This is a genomic window from Flavobacterium sp. ABG (assembly GCF_001027725.1).
Taxonomy (GTDB): Bacteria; Bacteroidota; Bacteroidia; order Flavobacteriales; family Flavobacteriaceae; genus Flavobacterium; species Flavobacterium cupriresistens.
Genome location: NZ_LEKS01000019.1, coordinates 25,957 through 43,679, shown reverse-complemented (window position 1 = coordinate 43,679; position 17,723 = coordinate 25,957). Strand labels below are relative to the sequence as shown.

General features: G+C 34.8%; 14 protein-coding genes and 1 riboswitch. Of the genes, 6 read left to right on the top strand and 8 right to left on the bottom strand.

Going from position 1 to position 17,723, the window contains the following annotated elements; translation table 11 throughout:
• Positions 1–443: 443 nt before the first annotated feature.
• Together AB674_RS17465 and AB674_RS17460 are read left to right on the top strand one after the other, a co-directional pair.
• Entirely contained in the window at positions 444–1,025 is a 582-nt protein-coding gene (locus tag AB674_RS17465) for a TetR/AcrR family transcriptional regulator (protein WP_047778561.1), read from the top strand.
• 50 nt (positions 1,026–1,075) lie between these two features.
• On the top strand, positions 1,076–1,561 hold the full coding sequence (locus AB674_RS17460; RefSeq protein WP_047778560.1) for an acyl-CoA thioesterase: 486 nt from the start codon (positions 1,076–1,078) through the stop codon (positions 1,559–1,561).
• 1,079 nt (positions 1,562–2,640) lie between these two features.
• Here AB674_RS17460 and AB674_RS21995 read toward each other — a convergent pair.
• The gene (locus AB674_RS21995; RefSeq protein WP_053004313.1) at positions 2,641–3,363 is read right to left on the bottom strand and encodes a hypothetical protein; all 723 of its coding nucleotides are present in this window, start codon (positions 3,361–3,363) and stop codon (positions 2,641–2,643) included.
• A gap of 321 nt (positions 3,364–3,684) precedes the next feature.
• Positions 3,685–3,920, top strand: a riboswitch (cobalamin riboswitch).
• A gap of 119 nt (positions 3,921–4,039) precedes the next feature.
• Here AB674_RS21995 and AB674_RS17440 point away from each other — a divergent pair.
• Positions 4,040–5,173: a PKD-like domain-containing protein gene (locus AB674_RS17440; RefSeq protein WP_047778557.1), complete on the top strand. Its 1,134-nt coding sequence runs from the start codon at positions 4,040–4,042 to the stop codon at positions 5,171–5,173.
• A gap of 372 nt (positions 5,174–5,545) precedes the next feature.
• Here AB674_RS17440 and AB674_RS17430 read toward each other — a convergent pair whose 3' ends face one another.
• Together AB674_RS17430 and AB674_RS17425 are read right to left on the bottom strand one after the other, a co-directional pair.
• On the bottom strand, positions 5,546–5,851 hold the full coding sequence (locus tag AB674_RS17430; protein ID WP_047778555.1) for a hypothetical protein: 306 nt from the start codon (positions 5,849–5,851) through the stop codon (positions 5,546–5,548).
• An 806-nt stretch (positions 5,852–6,657) separates the two neighbouring features.
• Positions 6,658–7,515 carry a Two component regulator three Y domain protein gene (locus AB674_RS17425; RefSeq protein ID WP_047778554.1) on the bottom strand — a complete coding sequence of 286 codons (858 nt, stop codon included), beginning with the start codon at positions 7,513–7,515 and terminating at the stop codon, positions 6,658–6,660.
• 181 nt (positions 7,516–7,696) lie between these two features.
• Here AB674_RS17425 and AB674_RS17420 point away from each other — a divergent pair, with 181 nt between their 5' ends.
• Positions 7,697–8,185, top strand: coding sequence for a DUF1761 domain-containing protein (locus tag AB674_RS17420; RefSeq protein ID WP_047778553.1), 489 nt, complete (start codon positions 7,697–7,699; stop codon positions 8,183–8,185).
• A 120-nt stretch (positions 8,186–8,305) separates the two neighbouring features.
• Positions 8,306–9,451 (top strand): GNAT family N-acetyltransferase, encoded by a 1,146-nt coding sequence (locus AB674_RS17415; RefSeq protein WP_047778552.1) that lies wholly within the window; start codon positions 8,306–8,308, stop codon positions 9,449–9,451.
• A 2-nt stretch (positions 9,452–9,453) separates the two neighbouring features.
• Here the strand turns inward: AB674_RS17415 and AB674_RS17410 are convergent, their stop codons facing one another.
• Positions 9,454–10,323 (bottom strand): diacylglycerol/lipid kinase family protein, encoded by an 870-nt coding sequence (locus tag AB674_RS17410; protein ID WP_047778551.1) that lies wholly within the window; start codon positions 10,321–10,323, stop codon positions 9,454–9,456.
• 63 nt (positions 10,324–10,386) lie between these two features.
• On the opposite strand from AB674_RS17410, the gene AB674_RS17405 reads away from it, so the two are divergent.
• The gene (locus tag AB674_RS17405) at positions 10,387–11,349 is read left to right on the top strand and encodes an App1 family protein (RefSeq protein ID WP_047778550.1); all 963 of its coding nucleotides are present in this window, start codon (positions 10,387–10,389) and stop codon (positions 11,347–11,349) included.
• A gap of 231 nt (positions 11,350–11,580) precedes the next feature.
• Here AB674_RS17405 and AB674_RS17400 read toward each other — a convergent pair whose 3' ends face one another.
• The 4 genes from AB674_RS17400 to AB674_RS17385 form a co-directional block, all read right to left on the bottom strand.
• Entirely contained in the window at positions 11,581–13,494 is a 1,914-nt protein-coding gene (locus AB674_RS17400; protein ID WP_047778549.1) for an ABC-F family ATP-binding cassette domain-containing protein, read from the bottom strand.
• 270 nt (positions 13,495–13,764) lie between these two features.
• Positions 13,765–14,763: a TerC/Alx family metal homeostasis membrane protein gene (locus tag AB674_RS17395; protein WP_047778548.1), complete on the bottom strand. Its 999-nt coding sequence runs from the start codon at positions 14,761–14,763 to the stop codon at positions 13,765–13,767.
• 31 nt (positions 14,764–14,794) lie between these two features.
• Positions 14,795–16,306: a helix-hairpin-helix domain-containing protein gene (locus AB674_RS17390; RefSeq protein ID WP_047778547.1), complete on the bottom strand. Its 1,512-nt coding sequence runs from the start codon at positions 16,304–16,306 to the stop codon at positions 14,795–14,797.
• 3 nt (positions 16,307–16,309) lie between these two features.
• Entirely contained in the window at positions 16,310–17,719 is a 1,410-nt protein-coding gene (locus tag AB674_RS17385) for a PP2C family serine/threonine-protein phosphatase (RefSeq protein ID WP_047778546.1), read from the bottom strand.
• Positions 17,720–17,723: the final 4 nt, after the last annotated feature.

The window sequence follows — 17,723 nt, the reverse complement described above, 5'->3', positions numbered from 1 at the left end:
AAAGCAAAACAAAAATTGTAAGACATTTTTTTTCAATAACAATTAAAAATATATCAAAATAAAACATCATAAAAACAAACAAATCAACAACTTAACTAAAAATAAAACATTTACAAACAACTAATGTACGACTATTTTTTAACAAGATTAATCATTTTTTCACGAAATCATATAGCAGTAAATTTCATTAAATTACCCACTTTCAAAGACTTCTGATAAAACGATGTCCGATAGCTTTTGTTTGTTTTTTAGGATTGCCAGCGAGCATCTTAGTCTCTAAACCAATGCTAACACTAATCTTGTTGCTAACAGAACAAGAACCCAAACATTCTTCCAAAATTTAGTAAAATAAATTATTTAAAATAAAAAATCATTTTCTCACATACCGATCGGTATTTGTTTCTTATATTTGCCCTACTATTAGTCACAAATCCAAACAAGCCATGAATACTTCTGAATTTATATTGGATAAAATTGCGCCCGTTTTTAATAAACAAGGCTATATTGGAACCAGTTTGTCGGATATTACAAAGGCTACGGGACTGACCAAAGGAGCTATTTATTGCAATTTTACCAACAAAGAAGATTTGGCGTTGCAAGCCTTTAAACTTAATGTCGGTATTGCTATAATTCCGTTGTTTAAGCTGGTGGCGACCAAGGAAGGTGCTATTAACAAATTACACACCATAACCAACTACCATCGCTCCTATTACGATTTGCTCAAGGACAGAGGCGGTTGTCCGATGTTACGGGTTTCTGTTGATACCAAATTTGTAAATCCTCTATTGTTCGAAGCTGCCGAGAAGTTATCTCAAAAATTCATTAATGGACTAACCGATATCATCAGCGAAGGGATTAGCAAAGATGAAATTCAACCGGATACCGATGTAAACAAATATGCACAACTCATTTTAACTATGATAGAAGGCAGTTCTCTTTTGGCATTCACACACAATGACGACTCCTACATTACGCATGCAATGGATTTCATTGATGACATACTAATTAAAAGCATAAAAAAGTAAAAAAATTTAACCCTACATATACCAATCGGTATGTGATAATTTAATTAAAAATGGAAAAAGTATTAAAAACAAAAAGAAAAATCAGATTTCAGGATTGCGATCCTTTCAATCATTTGAACAATGCAAAATACCTTGAATATTTCATTAATACCCGTGAAGATCAAATTGCAGAACACTACAATCTTGATATTTTTAAATTGATGAAAACAACCGCGCTGAGCTGGGTTGTGGCTTCCAATCAGATCAGTTATATGAGACCGGCCTCTACAATGGAAACCGTAGTAATCGAGTCTCAACTGATTCAATATACCGATAATGTTTTACTGGTAGAAATGAAAATGTGGAATGAGAATGAAACAGAACTAAAAGCATTGCTTTGGATAAAATTCATTCATTACAACCTTCAAACAACAAAAGTAGCCAATCACGCTGATAATTTGATGCAATTATTCCAATCGGTTGTGGTTCCTGTTGAGCAAACTGTTTTTGAAAATCGTTATTTAGAGATCGTTCAGAAAATGAAAAGTTATGCTTAAACCGGAGATAACCGCACGCAAAGTTTAGTTATAGTATTACGAATTCTTTTTAGTTTTATACTTGTTTTTTTACACGCAGATTTAGCAGATTGCACAAATATTTTTTTGAGAGATAAATAAGATCAGCCTAATCCGCTACCCGAGCGATAGCGAACTGGCTAAGCAAATCTGCGTGCAAAAGAAAATCTTTGCGAGCTTTGCGTTAAATTTTCCGCAATCCAACTATAAAGAATAAAAAAAGGGCAGAACCATTCTATAAGGTTCTGCCCTTTTTACATTTCACACAATTACAAAAAAATCTTTCAAGAACTGAATTAAAATTTACTGAGAGCAAGAATTAAATACTATTGTTATTCACATTCTGGCACTATTAATGTTTACACAGTGTTAACATCAAAACTTTATTTATAACCAAAAGAAACCAACACATGAAAGAAACCCTTTTTAAAAATCTAACCTTCTCCCTGATCATAACAAATATTTGGACAATTTGTGCTTTCTTCATTTATTTCTTTGAATCACCTGGCTGGTTTCATGGGTTCGGGGTTTTTGGTTTTTACTTAAACAGTTGTTGGGTTTCCGGGGCAATTGGAGTGATTTTAATACTATTAAGATTCTTTTATTTTAAAAACGACAAGAAGAACAAATTAAGTTTAAGTTTTCTTTATTGCTTTTTCGGCATATTTAATCTGCTTTTATTTGCACTGTTTTTAATACTTGCTCTCTTTGAAATTACACACGGTGGTTTTTTAGACCTGTTTTTATTTGCCAATCCTATTACTGCAGTTTTTATTCTTTTTGATATTTATAAAACGGTAAAGTTGAGCGATCCTACTAATTAATTCAAGCTGCTAGTTAATAATTAGTTGATCCTATTTGACGAAAACATAAAAGGATTGAGAGGTGTATCTTGTCTTTAGCCGAAAGAACCAATATTTTAAAATTCTTAAAGTACGAATAGAATGATTCATTATCATTTTATATACACAAAACTCCTTAATTTCTTAAGGAGTTTTTGTGTGTATTCTAAAGAAAGTATTTCGCAGTCTTGCCTGAATTAGGGAACTAATATCCGTAGTCTAGTATCCAAAATTCGTTACCTGAAAAGCTTCCATTCTTCTGCTTTGTCCAACAGTTCCGGCAACCTGACCACTGCTTACCCATGGTAACCAGCCTAATTCTGCCACATAAGCTCTGTAGTAACTTGCAGCATATACCTGAATTGCCTCCATTCTTCTGCCTAAACCAACGGTTCCTAATGTTCTCGAACATCCCTGATCGTACCAACCAAGTCCTTCTACGTGAGCAATTCCAATTTTACAAATAGGACTCGGAATGTAACCTCCAAATTCAACAGCCTCCAATTGTCTGCTTTCTCCAATTGTTCCTATTACTTGTCCGTATGGCGTCCATGGCAACCAACCTTTACCTGCTACATGTGCTCTATATCCACTTGTCGCTTCAGCTGCTTTGCCAGTCAGTTTCTTTTCAGTGGCCAGTTCATTCAACTTTTTAAAATAGGCATCGCTTCCGGCTGCTTCTTTGGTTAAATTCCCCGTCTCAAAATCATAAGAATTTCTCAGTACCTCGATTTCACTTTTCTTATTCGATAACTCAAACTCCTTTACCATTAAGCTGATAATTTCGGGTGGAATGTTTTGTAAGATCTTGCCATCCGGATCAACGGCAAATTTCAATTCTTTGTTTTGCTCCAAAGCCGATGGCTCCTGAGCAATTTCATCTGTTTGACAAGAAATAAAAAGGGATACTAAAAAAGCAACTAAAATAATTTTTGTTTTCATAATACAATGATTGGTTAATTAATGGTTAATACTAATGCTTAATTTTACTTGATTTAACAAAAAATACATTTATACACTATAAGTCAACGACTTAACACTATAACATTTTCAGCAATACATCTTCAAAACAATCTATTTTTAATCATTCTACTATATCAAATATATAAAAATAGTTTTAGTATCATGAGAAATTTCGTGTTATATAATCTGCCGCTAAAAAGTTTATTTTACCATTTATTTGAGTTGTCTTATAAAAAAGAACCTCAAAAAAGCGTTTATTTTTTTTTTGAAATTAACATTCAAAGCACCAAAGAGTTTATTTACATTTGTACGCGCAATGGTTCAACTGCATTTTTCGGTGTAGTTGATTAAAAGGGAATTAGGTGCAAATCCTGAACAAGCCCGTTACTGTAAGTTTCATGCAACATTTTGACAGATTGCTGTTGATTTTTCAAATCTCCAAAATCTAATCTTTTGCCACTGCATTTTTAGAAATGTGGGAAGGTTGCTCAAAATGGAAACAAGTCAGGAGACCTGCCACTGCTTAATAGTTTAAAGTTTTCGTGGAGCAAAACTTTAAGCCCGAACACAAACATCAAATTCAAATTTGGTTTTCGTTTTCGTTTTTTCGCTTTTAAAGCAAAAACAAGAATAGAAAATAATACTCTTTTCGTTTATGAATAAATTTTTAATTGCATTAGCCACAACTCTATTCCTCACCGGATGTTCCAAAGATGAGACACCTTCCGAAGTGGTATTACCGGAAGTAACATTTGATGAACCAACAAATGGTTTTACAATTGATAAAATGCAATGGTTTCACCTCCAGCCTAAGCTTAAAAACCCGGATAACGTGACTTATACCTGGCTGTTAAATGGAAAAATAATTGCTACCACGCTTGATTTAATGTATGTTTTTGCAGAAGCCGGAACCTATAAAATTGACTTTAGAGTAAAAAACAATTCCGGTGAAATCTTTAAAAAAATCACCGTTAATGTAAATGAAAAAACCTATCTGAACGGAGTTAAAAATGTCTTTGATTTCTTTCCTGCTCCCGGGCAATTTACAAATGCGCTACCCGAAGCAACTGCAAAAGACACTGACGAAACCATGCGGAAAAAAGCAGAAACGGCACTTACAACAGGAAGCTTGGTAAGTCTTGGCGGATTTGGAGGTTATATCGTAATGGGATTTGACCATACGATTATCAATAAAGAAGGCAACGATTTTATCGTCCTTGGAAACGCGTTTAGCAATTGGGCCGAACCCGGTATAATCATGGTTTCCAGCGATGTAAACAACAACGGAAAAGCAGATGACGAGTGGTACGAAATTGCAGGCTCAGAGCACAATAAACCAACAACCATCAAAAATTACGAACTGACGTATTACCAACCCAAAAGTGAACCTGAAAACCCATCGGAACCCAATTACATTCGTTGGACTGATAATCAAGGACAAACAGGTTATATCTCTAAAAATGCTTATCATAGCAATCCTTTCTATCCAACCTGGAAAGGCACCAGTATTACCCTAAAAGGAACTTTCTTAAAAGCCAACCTATACGATAAATCCGGAACCGGTACGTATTGGGTAAACCCTGCCTACGATTGGGGCTATGCCGACAATTGGTCCAACACCGATGAAAAAGCCCAAATCGATATCAGTTGGGCCGTAGATAAAAAAGGAAACCCTGTAAAACTACAAGGAATTAACTTCATCAAAGTCTACAATTCAAACCGTGCCGAAGGTGGATGGCTAGGTGAAGTTTCTACTGAAATTTCGGGTTTTAAAGATTTGAATTTATAAAGTCATAAAACATCCGTTTACAAACAAAAGCTTCAGGACAATCTGAAGCTTTTTTTAGTTCTATCACAAAAGAGATCACTTTTACTTCCCCTAACTTTGCGACCCTTGAACAAAACTTAGCGTTCCTCGCGTTTAAATTCACACAGAAATTTCCATAAAAAAAGTGCTCAGCAAGTGTGATTTCTCCTTCGTCGAAAGGACAAACTATGCGCAGAAAAGAAATACAACCAACAAAATAATTCGTGCCAATTCGTGAAATTCGTGAAATTCGTGTCAAACATTTTTCTTTATAAAGCACTAATCCTCCTCTATGAAAACAAAAAAAGACCATCTCAATAGACAGTCTTCCGTATTTTTACTAAGTAAAATGACCTAAGCCATAAACAAAGCATACTTATTATAATCGTACAAAACCTTATCGTAAGGCACTAATTTAGGATTTATTACTTCAGAAGAAGCATCAAATTTAATCCCGTTATGTTTTCTGAACAAATAGATCTCTTTCAGGCAATTTGATAAACTCTGGTGAATAGACGTGGTAAAAGTTGGCAATTGTTTATCACCTACCAATAAATCTATTTGATAATTTGAACTGCTTTTAGAAAGATTATTACCAATGATTCTTATTGTAAATTGTGTCTCCTTTCCGTATTGTTCACCTTTATATTGTACTACCATAATTTTATAATTAAAAGGGTTAATTTAAGATTTTATTTTTCATTCCAACATTGATAACTAAAGTTATGAAAAAAAAGCAAATGAATAAAAAATCGCTTCAAAAATAAATGTTATTTAAATCATGTCCAAAAGTTGCAACGCTTTTGTGAAGTGCTTTCTAGTTAAAAGCGCAAGACCACAAACCAGAAAAAATCCTCCTAATCTTTTTAATCTGTGGCGAAATAAAAAAAAGATCTGCCACAGATTAAAAGAATTGAAAGGATTACTTTTTTCTACAGAGTGACGAAATCTTTCATTCGAGTCTTCTTTTCATACGGATAAGGTTTGACCTAAAAAAAAACACGAATTGCACGAATTAACACGAATTGATTAGTGGAAATTTGTGAGATTCGTGGCTATAAAAACATCCCGATAAAGTCTAACCTAAAAAAAACACGAATTGCACGAATTAACACGAATTGATTCGTGGAAATTTGTGAGATTCGTGGCTATAAAAACATCCCGATAAAGTCTAACCTAAAAAAAGCCACAAATTACACGAATTAACACGAATTGATTAGTGAAAATTCGTGTAATTCGTGTCCATAAAAACATTCCATAAAGTTTAGCTTCAAAAAAAAATGCCACAAATTGCGCTAATTAACACGAATTGATTAGTGGAAATTCGTGTAATTCGTGTTCATAACAATTCCTTACTCCAATCACTTTTGGGCAGAAAAAAACCGTAACGAATTACGGTTTTCAACAATTAACTAAATATATTTAATCAACTTTTTAACGAGAGTGAAATTCATTCATAAGCATGATTAATTTTGGGTAACAATTGTAGTTTCTTTTTCATTATTAATTTCTAACAAAACCGGATCTCCGTTTTCGTCAAACATCGTCATATTCAGTGCGTCTAATAACACCAGGTTTTTAGAAACGGTTCCTTCAAATTTATTGTATGAAAGATTCATTTCAGACAAATTATGCAACTTTTCCAGTCCTTTTGGAATTTCACCTCCAAAACTATTGTCAAACAGACTTAGATTTTCAAGAGCAGAAAAATTAAGTATTTCATTACTTAAGTTCCCGGACATCTTATTATTATTGAGCAGCAATACCTTCAATGTCTGAATTTTATACAAAGAACCAGGCAGTTGTCCTACCAGTTCATTATTAAACAACGACAGTATTTCTAACTGCTTTAATTTTCCAATCTCTATTGGCAATTCTCCTGAAATTTTATTGGCAAAAAGCTCTAAATTTTTCAGTTTTTTTAATTCGCAAATCGAAGCCGGTAATGTTCCTGACAGCTCATTTAATGAAACATCGAGAACTTCAAGCTCCTTCAGATTTTGAATTGCTACAGGAAGTTGTCCTTTCAGACCATTTTCATGTAAATCGACGGCAATCAGATTTACTAAATCGTAAAACTCACCGGGTAATTCTCCCTGCAAATTATTGTTGGCCAAATTTAGCCCGACAACTTTTCCGTTTTCAGCTGTTACTCCATACCATGTAGCTACTGATAATGACAAATCCCATTTTATTTTCCATTGTGATCCATTAGTAGCATGGTACAACTTAATAAGGGCATCTTTTTCTTTGTCCGAAACAGTATCTGCAAAAATATTTAGAGAAAAAACAAGTGCTAAAAAAAGAGTGATATAACTTTTCATAACAGATTTGGGGGTTTGTTTTCAGGAATAAAATTATACATTTTACAGACATAAAGCACATAATGTCGATAAAGTGTTAATAAGTAATTTATTAACGTTATTTATACTACTTATTACAAATTTCCAAAAGTTTTACTTTATTTGATTAAATTTGACTAACTAATCATAAAAACCTCATATTATGGAAATTAACTTTATTGCACTACTAGTTGCTGCTATCATGACACTTGTCGTTGGTTTTATCTGGTACCATCCAAAAGTCTTTGGAACAGTATGGATGAGAGAAAGTAATCTGACCGAAGAGGTCCTTCGAACCGGAAACATGCTTAAAATTTTCGGATTAACATATGTTTTTTCGTTAATGATTACCATCGTTTTGATGGCATTGACTATTCATCAATCCGGAGCAGTAGGAATGGTCGGCGGCCCTCCGTTGATCGCCAGTGCAAAACCATCGTTTGCTGCTTTTATGGCAGATTATGGAACAGCCTATCGCACTTTTAAACACGGTGCGTTGCACGGTTTTGTCTCAGGCCTGTTTTTTGCTTTTCCCGTAGTTGGGATTAATTCGCTATTCGAAAGAAAATCATGGAAATACATTTTGATTCACGCCGGATTCTGGATCGTCACACTGACTTTAATGGGTGGAATCGTTTGTGCATTTGCCTAACCACATAAAAGAACACAACCCGTTTGAAATCAAAACTCAAACGGGTTTTTCTTAATAATAACTTAAACAGGATTGGTTCTTATAAATATTATCTAATTTTGACAAAATTAGCATCTACTTTTGAGTACAACTTATACTTTCCAATTATACAATAGCGCTTCATCACTGCCTTTAGAATGGGATGCGCTAACCACCGAAAACATCTTTCTGACCCGGAAATATCTCGAAGTACTCGAAAAATCTTCTCCGGCCAATATGCTTTGTCATTTTATTGGGATTTTTAAAAATGACAACCTAATCGGAATCGCTTTAACTCAATTTATTTTCGCAGAAAAACTCGAATCCTTTGGAGAACGGGATCAATGTTTAAAAACATCGGTTCGTAATTTTGCGTTCAAGAATTTTGCTTCACATGTTTTGTTTGTGGGCAACAATATGCTTACGGGACAAAATGCTTTTTCGATTGCTGAAAATGCAAATCAGGCAAAAGTGATTAAAACACTCCACAAAGCCATCACTGAACTCAAAAAAGGGCTTAGAGCAAAAGGGAAGAAAGTTCATATTACCAGCATAAAAGACTTTACAGAAAGTGAGATTGAGCCTTTAAAAAGTGAATTCAAAAACAACTTTACCTTCTCTACGCAGCCCAATATGATTTTTGAAATCAATTCGAATTGGAAAACGGAACAGGATTATATTGAAGCACTTTCTAAAAAATATCGCGACCAATACAAACGCGCCCGCAAAAAAGCAGAAGGAATCGAAAAACAAAAAATGTCGCTGGATGAAATCATAAAACATGAAGATACGATTTATGATCTCTATTTTCATGTAGCGAAAAATGCGCCTTTCAACACTTTTTTTCTGGCTAAAAATCATTTCCGCACTTTTAAAGAAATCATGAAAGAAGACTTTCTTTTTTATGGTTATTTTTTAGATGGAAAGTTAATCGGATTCAATACTTTGATTCAAAACGGCGCTGTGATGGACACCTATTTCCTAGGCTATGACGAGAGCATTCAGCGTGATAAAATGCTATACCTCAACATGCTTTATGATATGATCGCTTATTCCATCAATCATGGCTTTTCGGAAGTTGTATTTGCCAGAACTGCCCTCGAAATAAAAAGTTCCGTAGGCGCAAAACCTGTAAAAATGTACGGTTTAATCACCCACAGCAATGCTTTAATCAATAAAAATATCGGTAAACTATTTGATTACTTAGAGCCCAAAACAGAATGGAAAGAAAGAAATCCTTTTAAATAATTTTAAGGAATGGCTATTTTCATTTGTTTGTGCAGAATATGAATGTCTAAAGAAGTCTGCGCGCCGCAATACTCCCCGTCAATCTGAAAATTAACCGGATAATTGGTTTTAATAGTGGCTTTATCGGTCGAAATGATCACAATATCCTCGGAATCAATCGGCATGTTTCCCGTAATAATTTTTCCAAGCAATAATAAATCGAGGCTTTTAAGAATCACCAATTCAAACTTACCGTCATTCATTGCTCCGTGAGGATTGATCGTGACACCTGTTCCATATTTCTGAGAGTTCGCAATGACAATCATTCTTGCCGTGTGCTCGCTTGTTTCTTTATTAGTCGTAATTGTGGCTACAAAAGGATCATTGGAATCCACCAGCGTCGTGTAGGCCTGCAAAGCGTAGCCCCAGATCCCTCTCCAGTTACTTTCTTCGTAGTTTTTTACTAAATCAGCATTGATCCCGATATCACTCAAGTGAATGCTTTTCTTGCCGTTGATAGAAATCATATCTATTTCCATATAAGAATGCAGAAAAGCAATTTCCAGATTCTCTTCTGTTGAATCCGGTAAATTTAAATCGACAGACAGACCATTGGCAGAACCGGCGGGCAAAATACCAATTACAATATCGTATTGCTCCATTGCTTCGGCAACCATTTTTATAGTTCCGTCACCACCAGCCACTACAATTCTTTGGGGACTGCATTGCTCATAAAGCAATTGAATCGCTTTAACATCGGACTGGCCTGTGGTTTCATACACCACCAAATTGAAGTTATTTGTGATCGAAAACTCATAGACAGCCTCCATTAAATCTGACTTATCCAAATCACCCGAAATAGGATTTACAACAAAAACAATATTCTTTTTCAAAATTTAATTTCTAAAACCGATTAAAATAATTAATTTCCAACTTTATATAAAAGTACACAATTAATGAAGCCAATTCTACAATTATACCGGGGTTATGCTAATGATCAGGAATTAATCGTGATGGGGCATGTCTTTAAAACATTGTATGATTATGATTTTCAGAAGAAAAACTTCAAAAACGCTACTTCTATCGTCAACTTATTTCGGATAAAAACCATTCGAAATTTTGATGTGTACTTAAAATTCGGTCATCAGGAAATTCACTCGAAAACACTCGATGATGGTTATTTTAAATTTTGTATTCCAATTCAGGATGAGCCTAATTTTGGGTGGATGGAATATGAGGTCAGCATCCGATACAAATCAGAAACCATAACCGCAAAAGGCAGTTTTATAAGGCCTCACGAAGGCAATCTTGGAATCATATCCGACATTGATGATACTTTTTTGATTTCTCATACGCGAAATGTCTTCCGAAAAATATACATTCTTTTATTTAAAAATGTCAACGACAGAAAGGTTTTTAATGATGTCGTTCCGCATTATCAGGCTTTAAGTTCTGCCGGAAGAAACAATAAAGAAGAAAAAAACGCCTTTTTTTTTGTTTCCAGCAGTGAATGGAATTTATACAATTTCATCGTAAAATTCACCAAAATACACCGACTGCCCCGAGCTGTTATTTTATTGAAGGATATCAAAACCGGAATCACTGATTTTTTTATGAGTGGCAGAGGCAATCACGATCATAAATTTGACAAAATCAAACATGTTTTAGAGTTCTACCCCAATCTGCAATATGTTCTGTTGGGAGATGATTCGCAACATGATCCTGTTTTGTACGAACGCATTTGTAAAATATTTCCCGTAACCGTAAAAGCGGTTTACATCAGACAAACGGGCAAACATAAAAAAGAAACAACCAAAACCATACTTAAAAATTTAGAGGGTTTAAACATTGCTGTGTGTTATTTTAAAGACAGCAGCGAGGCTATTATGCATTCTAAATCTATTGGGATTATTAAGTGATTGCGAGATGTTTTTTTTTATTCGATTGTCCCCCTGAGCGAAGTCGAAGGGCTGGTTAGTTAAAAAGGGGCTTCGACTTCGCTCAGCCTGACAGATGGGAAATAGATGAGATGAAATCTGCTTAAAAAAAAAACAGATTTTCTATGAATAATTGTACCATAGAAAATCTGTAAACTAAAACTGTGACTGAGACTGTAAACTGAGACTGTAAACTGAGACCGAGACTAAAACCTAGACACTAAAATTATCAATCTCTTCCTGAACGATTTCCCAATCTAATAGTAACTGATCAAGATCTGCTTTTTTCTTGTTGTAAGCTTTGAAAAAGGAAGCGTCTTCTATATGTTTGTCATAATTAGAAGTCAACATTTTATCGTCGTGTTGAATGTCTTTTTCTAATTGTTTGATTTGACTTTCGATTTTACTTAATCTGTTTTGCAGTGCTTTTCCTTTTTTCTGATCTTCGTATGAAGTCTTATTGTTTTCTTTTGGAGCAGCTACTTTTGCGACGTCTTTTTTCTCGACTTCACGCATGTTTTCAAGATTGCGTTGCTCTAAGAAATAGTTGATATCACCTAGATATTCTTTTATTTTCTGGTCTTTAAATTCATAAACGATGTTCGACATTCCCTGAAGGAAATCTCTATCGTGAGAAACCAATAATAAAGTACCGCCGAATTTTTGAAGTGCCGCTTTCAGAACGTTCTTAGACTTGATATCTAAGTGATTCGTCGGCTCATCCATTAGCAATACGTTGATAGGCTGTAACAACAATTTACAAAGCGCCAAACGGTTACGCTCACCTCCTGAAAGTACTTTTACTTTTTTCTCTACATCGTCACCACGGAATAAAAATGATCCTAACATATCACGAACTTTAGAACGGTTCGTATCTGTTGCAGCATCTTCCATGGTTTGAAGTAAGGTGATTTCACCATCCAAATATTCTGCCTGATTTTGAGCAAAATAACCTAACTGAACGTTGTGTCCTAACTTAATATTTCCCTGGTATTCAAATTCATTAACCAATGCTTTGATAAAAGTAGACTTACCTTGTCCGTTTTGTCCAACAAAGGCAATTTTACTACCGCGTTCTACCAATAGGCTAATCTCTTTTAGGATTACTTTATCGCCATAACTTTTAGTAACATTCTCTGCTTCAACGACAACTTTTCCGGGTTCTTTTGAAACAGGGAAAGAAATATTCATTACTGAATTATCGTCTTCGTCAACTTCGATTCGTTCTACTTTATCTAATTTTTTAATCAACGATTGCGCCATCGAAGCTTTTGAAGCTTTCGCACGGAATTTCTCGATTAATTTTTCTGTTTCTTCAATCTTCTTGGCTTGGTTCTTTTGAGTTGCCAATTGTTTCTCACGGATTTCGTGACGCAATTCCAAATACTGAGAATATGGTTTGTTGAAATCGTATGCTTTCCCTAACGAAATTTCGATAGTACGATTGGTCACATTGTCCAAAAACATTTTATCGTGCGATACAATTACCACAACTCCCGGATAATTGCGAAGGAAACTTTCTAACCAAATGATACTTTCGATATCTAAGTGGTTGGTAGGCTCATCCAGCAGCAATACATCATTGGATTGTAATAATAACTTCGCTAATTCGATACGCATTCTCCAACCTCCCGAAAAAGTCTCGGTTTGGTTATTAAATACTTCTCTTTTGAAACCTAATCCTAAAAGAATTTTCTCTGTATCTCCCACATAGTTATAACCTCCTAAAAGATCAAAACGGTGTGTATAATCAGATAAGTCTTCAATGATCTGGCTGTATTCTTCACTTTCATAATCGGTTCTGGTAACCAATTGATGATTGATTTCTTCTAACTTTTTTTCAACAATTTTAATCTCAGTAAAAGCTTCATAAGCTTCTTCCAATACGGTTCTTCCTTGTTCAAAATCAATATCCTGGCGTAAAAATCCCATTCGGATATCTTTTTCCTGAGAAATAACTCCTGAATCCGGAGCAAAATCTCTCGCTAACATTTTAAGCATTGTCGATTTACCTGCACCGTTTTTACCAACAAGACCTACGCGGTCTCCTGCTCCTAAACGAAAAGTAACTTCTTCAAATAAAAATGTTCCTCCAAAAGAAACCGACAAATTGTGTATATTAAGCATAATGTATGACTATTGTTGTATGCGACAATGGCTGAATAAACCATTGTTATTTATTAAATTAACGTGTAAACGGGTTGAAAAAACAACCTTTTTTACGATACGTTTTGAAAGTGCAAAAGTATAACAATTAATTGAAGTTTCTACGTTGAAAAACAATAGCTTTTGCAATATTCTCCCGTACAAAAAAACGGACTGAAAATTACATGTAATTTCCAATCCGTTTTTTAATATGTTTATATTCTTTGTGGTTTTAAAAACCTCTTCTTAAAATTAAGCTTCTTTAACCTCCGGTAACATGATCGAAGCCACAACCGAAATTAAAAGAACGCCTCCGATTACCAATAAAGAGTAAACAGAATCGACATGATAGAATGGCGAAATGATCATTTTTACTCCAATAAAAGATAAAATAATTGCCAAACCGTATTGTAATTTACTGAATAAATGAATGAAATTATCCAATAAGAAAAACAATGCTCTAAGTCCTAAAATCGCAAAAATGTTTGAAGTATAAAGAATAAACGGGTCATTTGATATCGCAAAAATTGCCGGAATAGAATCTACTGCGAACAATAAATCGGTAAATTCAATCACCGCAACCACAACTAAAAGTGGTGTTGCTAATTTTTTTCCGTTTTCATACGTGAAGAATTTATCTCCATCGTACTTATCGCTAACACTGAAAAACTTTCTGATCAGTCTTGCTCCTCTTGTATTGTTGTAATCCTCATCTTCGTCCTCATCTCCTGAAGACCATGATTTGATCCCTGCATAAACCAAAAACAATCCGAAAGCGGTCATAATTAGGTTGATATCGTATTTAAATCCTGGGATTCCTGCAAAGCTTAACAATTTATTCAAATAGGTAAGTTCGATTAAGAAAGCACCTGAGAAGATAAAGATGGCTCTTAAAACTAATGCTCCGATAATTCCCCAGAACAAAACTTTATGTTTGTTTTGATTGGCAACATCAAAAAACTTGAATACTAAAATGAAAACAAAAAGATTATCAACAGAAAGTGCTTTTTCAATCCAATAAGCCGATTGAAATTCATAGAATTTTGCCGATCCGGCGAAGTGGTACACTAAACCACTAAAAATCATTGCTAAACTAATCCAAACTAAAGACCAGGTTACTGCTTCTTTATTGCTTACTACGTGACTTTTTTTATTGAAGATTCCTAAATCCAACAATAGCATGATGACTACTGCGATCGCAAAAACGATAACCAGACCGGGATGTTCTGAAAAAATTGGGTGTTGATTCATTTTAGATATTAATTAAGTTAAATTTTAAATTTTATGTATTAGCCATTGTTATTACGATCACTCTTCCTCCTTCTTCTTTTGAAAGAAGTATTTTTTTTCCATCGGTAAGTTCTACCATGGTGCCTATTGGAATTTCTTTATCTTCTGTCAAATCTTTCAACGAATTCAACTTCTGATTGACCAATACCCACTTCCCTTTGAAAAAAGTAAAATAACCAACCGGTACTTTTTGTTCGGGGGTCAATTTCTCATTTCTGGCAATATTACGATTAACGTGCCATAGAAACAAATATTGATCATTATAAACCATTAGTCTATGATTCTCGGGCTTCCAAACGGTATCCTGATATTGATAGTACAAGTCTAAAACCGGGAGTGTCCCTTCGTGAGCTGTTCCGCAAAACGGGCATCTTGGACGATTTGTATTGTCAAAAACATACCATTTTTGTTCGCAAGCCGTATTGTGGCATTTCTGCATTAAATCGGTTGTTTTTAATAAGGCATTTTCCCACTCTTCTGCATTAGGTCTTTGCATTGGATTGTGCAATCCGTCTATAAAAACTTTATCAAACAATGTTTTTAAATAAGGTCCCGTGATTGAATATGGTAGCCTGGCAATATCTGCCCAAGGCAAATCCCATTTTGAAACCTGATTGAGTTTGGGCCTGTTGGTAACATCTGTTGGGTGCTCGATAAACATTGCCCTCTCTCCCATCGACAACAAATCGTCTTTTTCGGTATCTAAATCATGTACTTTCCCTCCTTTTAATGGATGTCTGTGCAGCAAAAACATATAAATAAGAACGGGCAGTGCATGCAAATCCGTAAGTCTGTTGGGCAATTTTCTGTTGGGATCTGTTTTGTCTAAATGTTTGGTAGCAAGTACTTCGGGGGCAATAAATTCTGCCGTACCAATTACTTCTGCCTGAAACACACCGGGCACGACCAAGCCGTCTAAGTCAATCATACAAGCCGATCTTTCAACGGGATCAATCAAAACATTATTATAGGACAAATCAGAATGCGCCAATCCCATCGCGTGCATCTTTTTTACGCCTCGTGACAGATTTACACAAACCTGAAAATAACTCAGCCAATCTCCCAACTCCGAATTTGCGACCCGCAACGGGAAGTGTGGATTTCTGAATTTTGGCCCTGCAAACCATTTTCCGTTTTTTTCTTTTCCTTGAATTAAATCGCTCGTCTGATATCCTTTTCTAAAGAAAAACTTCGAATGATAAACCGGAACAATTATCCCTGTGAGACCATTATGCCCGATGACATCGGTTGGCCATCTGAACACTTCATTTAAATAATAATCACTCGCTTCACCCTCCTTAATCTGAGCAAAATATTTACCGGTTATGCGCTGCAATCTTTCTTTTTGATTGTCGTCTAACTTGTCTCTAAAAATAGCGACCACATATTTTTTATCGGGACTAAAATAAACATCTTTTACCCCACCGCGCATGGGTTCGCCATTATCAACAAATTGATAGGTTTTTGTGGTGTCGTTTATTGATTTTACCGTAACTATACTCATCTTCTAGTAAATTATAGCAAGAGTTCTGTCGTCGTGATTTCCGGGACTCCAAAAATCCATCCAGTTCGAGAGCTGTGTTGCAATAGCTGCATTGTCACGCTCAAAATCGACTTTGGCTTTTTCTGCATTATCGCCTTTCAAATCAGATAGAAATGCCTTCCATTTCTCTATTTTTTCTAAATTGGCTTCAACCTCAAACTTTGGATCATAGATTCCGTCAGTCATCAATACCAGATAAGAGAAATCATCTACTATTTTAAAGCCAAATCGGGACGAAAAATTCTCGTTTTGAAAGATTTCCGGCATGGTTATAAATCGGGTACCACCACCAAATTCTCCGGCGTCTATAAGGTTCATTAAACTTACCTCAGTTAAATCTTTGCTGATCAAATTTATCGGGCAGTCTCCAACTCCAAAGCTTAAAATAGCATAACCAAAATCATATTTTTTAACCAAAGTAAAAATCAAAGTGGCATGAAAATTTTTCAATTCTTCACCCTGCGCTGTTGCAAATTCTGCTATCTTTTGATTTACAAAATGTGCCGCTTTCGACAGATTAGCACAAACAAAATCGTTTGTTTTTTGAATTAATTCCGGATCTTTTTTAGCATAATAATTTAGCGCCAACTCTTCGAACTTGCTCCAAATTTCAGTATTTAAATGGGTTTCAAAATAGTCAATTATAGCATCACACGCTAATTTTGATCCTTTTCTGGACAGCGTTGCAGAACCTGCTCCGTCCGAAACAGCCAAAACGCTCCATCCGTTTGCTTCGAAATTTCTGAATGCAAAATCATCTTCTCTAAAAGAACCTACATTAGCATGACTGCGACCTCTTTTGGAAGCGACCACAATATTTTTGTCCAAAAAAACAGCTGAAACAGCTACATTGTCTTCTTTGCTAAAGGGAGTATTGGGATTACTTTCAATATTTTTCCACAATGACTTTGGATCCGGGTTTATAATCAGCGTAACTATTTTTTCGTTTAATAGCACTTCCTCAGCTTCTCCCTCTATTTTAAAACGGAATTTTATTTTTAAATCGCCACTTCTTATTGGGATTCCAAAAAGCAATTTTTCGACAGCATCAAAATAAAGTCCTGTTTCTTCTAAATTTTCAATTTCGTAAAAAATAATATCTCCCCAACCCAGTTTTATAAAGTCAATTTTTGATTCATATTCTTTATTCACCGTACCGTTGGGCAAGAAAAAAGAATGCTGCATAATATCGTCAATTCTATTCTTTAACTTCCAATTGTCCATAATCAGCTGTTGCTTTTCTTTTATTATTTTTACTGCTGCACTGTTTGTTTCATCACTAATAAAATCTTCAAAAAGCGATTCTTTGCTTTTTGGAATATCGATTTTATTTTGAAATAAAAAAGACTGAAGATATCTTTTGGTCTCTTCCATAAGT

Bases quoted from the DNA above. Each gene is read 5' to 3' on its own strand.
- AB674_RS17440 (WP_047778557.1), top strand. From the start codon at position 4,040: ATGAATAAATTTTTAATTGCATTAGCCACAACTCTATTCCTCACCGGA.
- AB674_RS17385 (WP_047778546.1), bottom strand. From the start codon at position 17,719: ATGGAAGAGACCAAAAGATATCTTCAGTCTTTTTTATTTCAAAATAAA.
- AB674_RS17465 (WP_047778561.1), top strand. From the start codon at position 444: ATGAATACTTCTGAATTTATATTGGATAAAATTGCGCCCGTTTTTAAT.
- AB674_RS17395 (WP_047778548.1), bottom strand. From the start codon at position 14,763: ATGAATCAACACCCAATTTTTTCAGAACATCCCGGTCTGGTTATCGTT.
- AB674_RS17405 (WP_047778550.1), top strand. From the start codon at position 10,387: ATGAAGCCAATTCTACAATTATACCGGGGTTATGCTAATGATCAGGAA.
- AB674_RS17430 (WP_047778555.1), bottom strand. From the start codon at position 5,851: ATGGTAGTACAATATAAAGGTGAACAATACGGAAAGGAGACACAATTT.
- AB674_RS21995 (WP_053004313.1), bottom strand. From the start codon at position 3,363: ATGAAAACAAAAATTATTTTAGTTGCTTTTTTAGTATCCCTTTTTATT.
- AB674_RS17425 (WP_047778554.1), bottom strand. From the start codon at position 7,515: ATGAAAAGTTATATCACTCTTTTTTTAGCACTTGTTTTTTCTCTAAAT.
- AB674_RS17420 (WP_047778553.1), top strand. From the start codon at position 7,697: ATGGAAATTAACTTTATTGCACTACTAGTTGCTGCTATCATGACACTT.
- AB674_RS17400 (WP_047778549.1), bottom strand. From the start codon at position 13,494: ATGCTTAATATACACAATTTGTCGGTTTCTTTTGGAGGAACATTTTTA.
- AB674_RS17460 (WP_047778560.1), top strand. From the start codon at position 1,076: ATGGAAAAAGTATTAAAAACAAAAAGAAAAATCAGATTTCAGGATTGC.
- AB674_RS17390 (WP_047778547.1), bottom strand. From the start codon at position 16,306: ATGAGTATAGTTACGGTAAAATCAATAAACGACACCACAAAAACCTAT.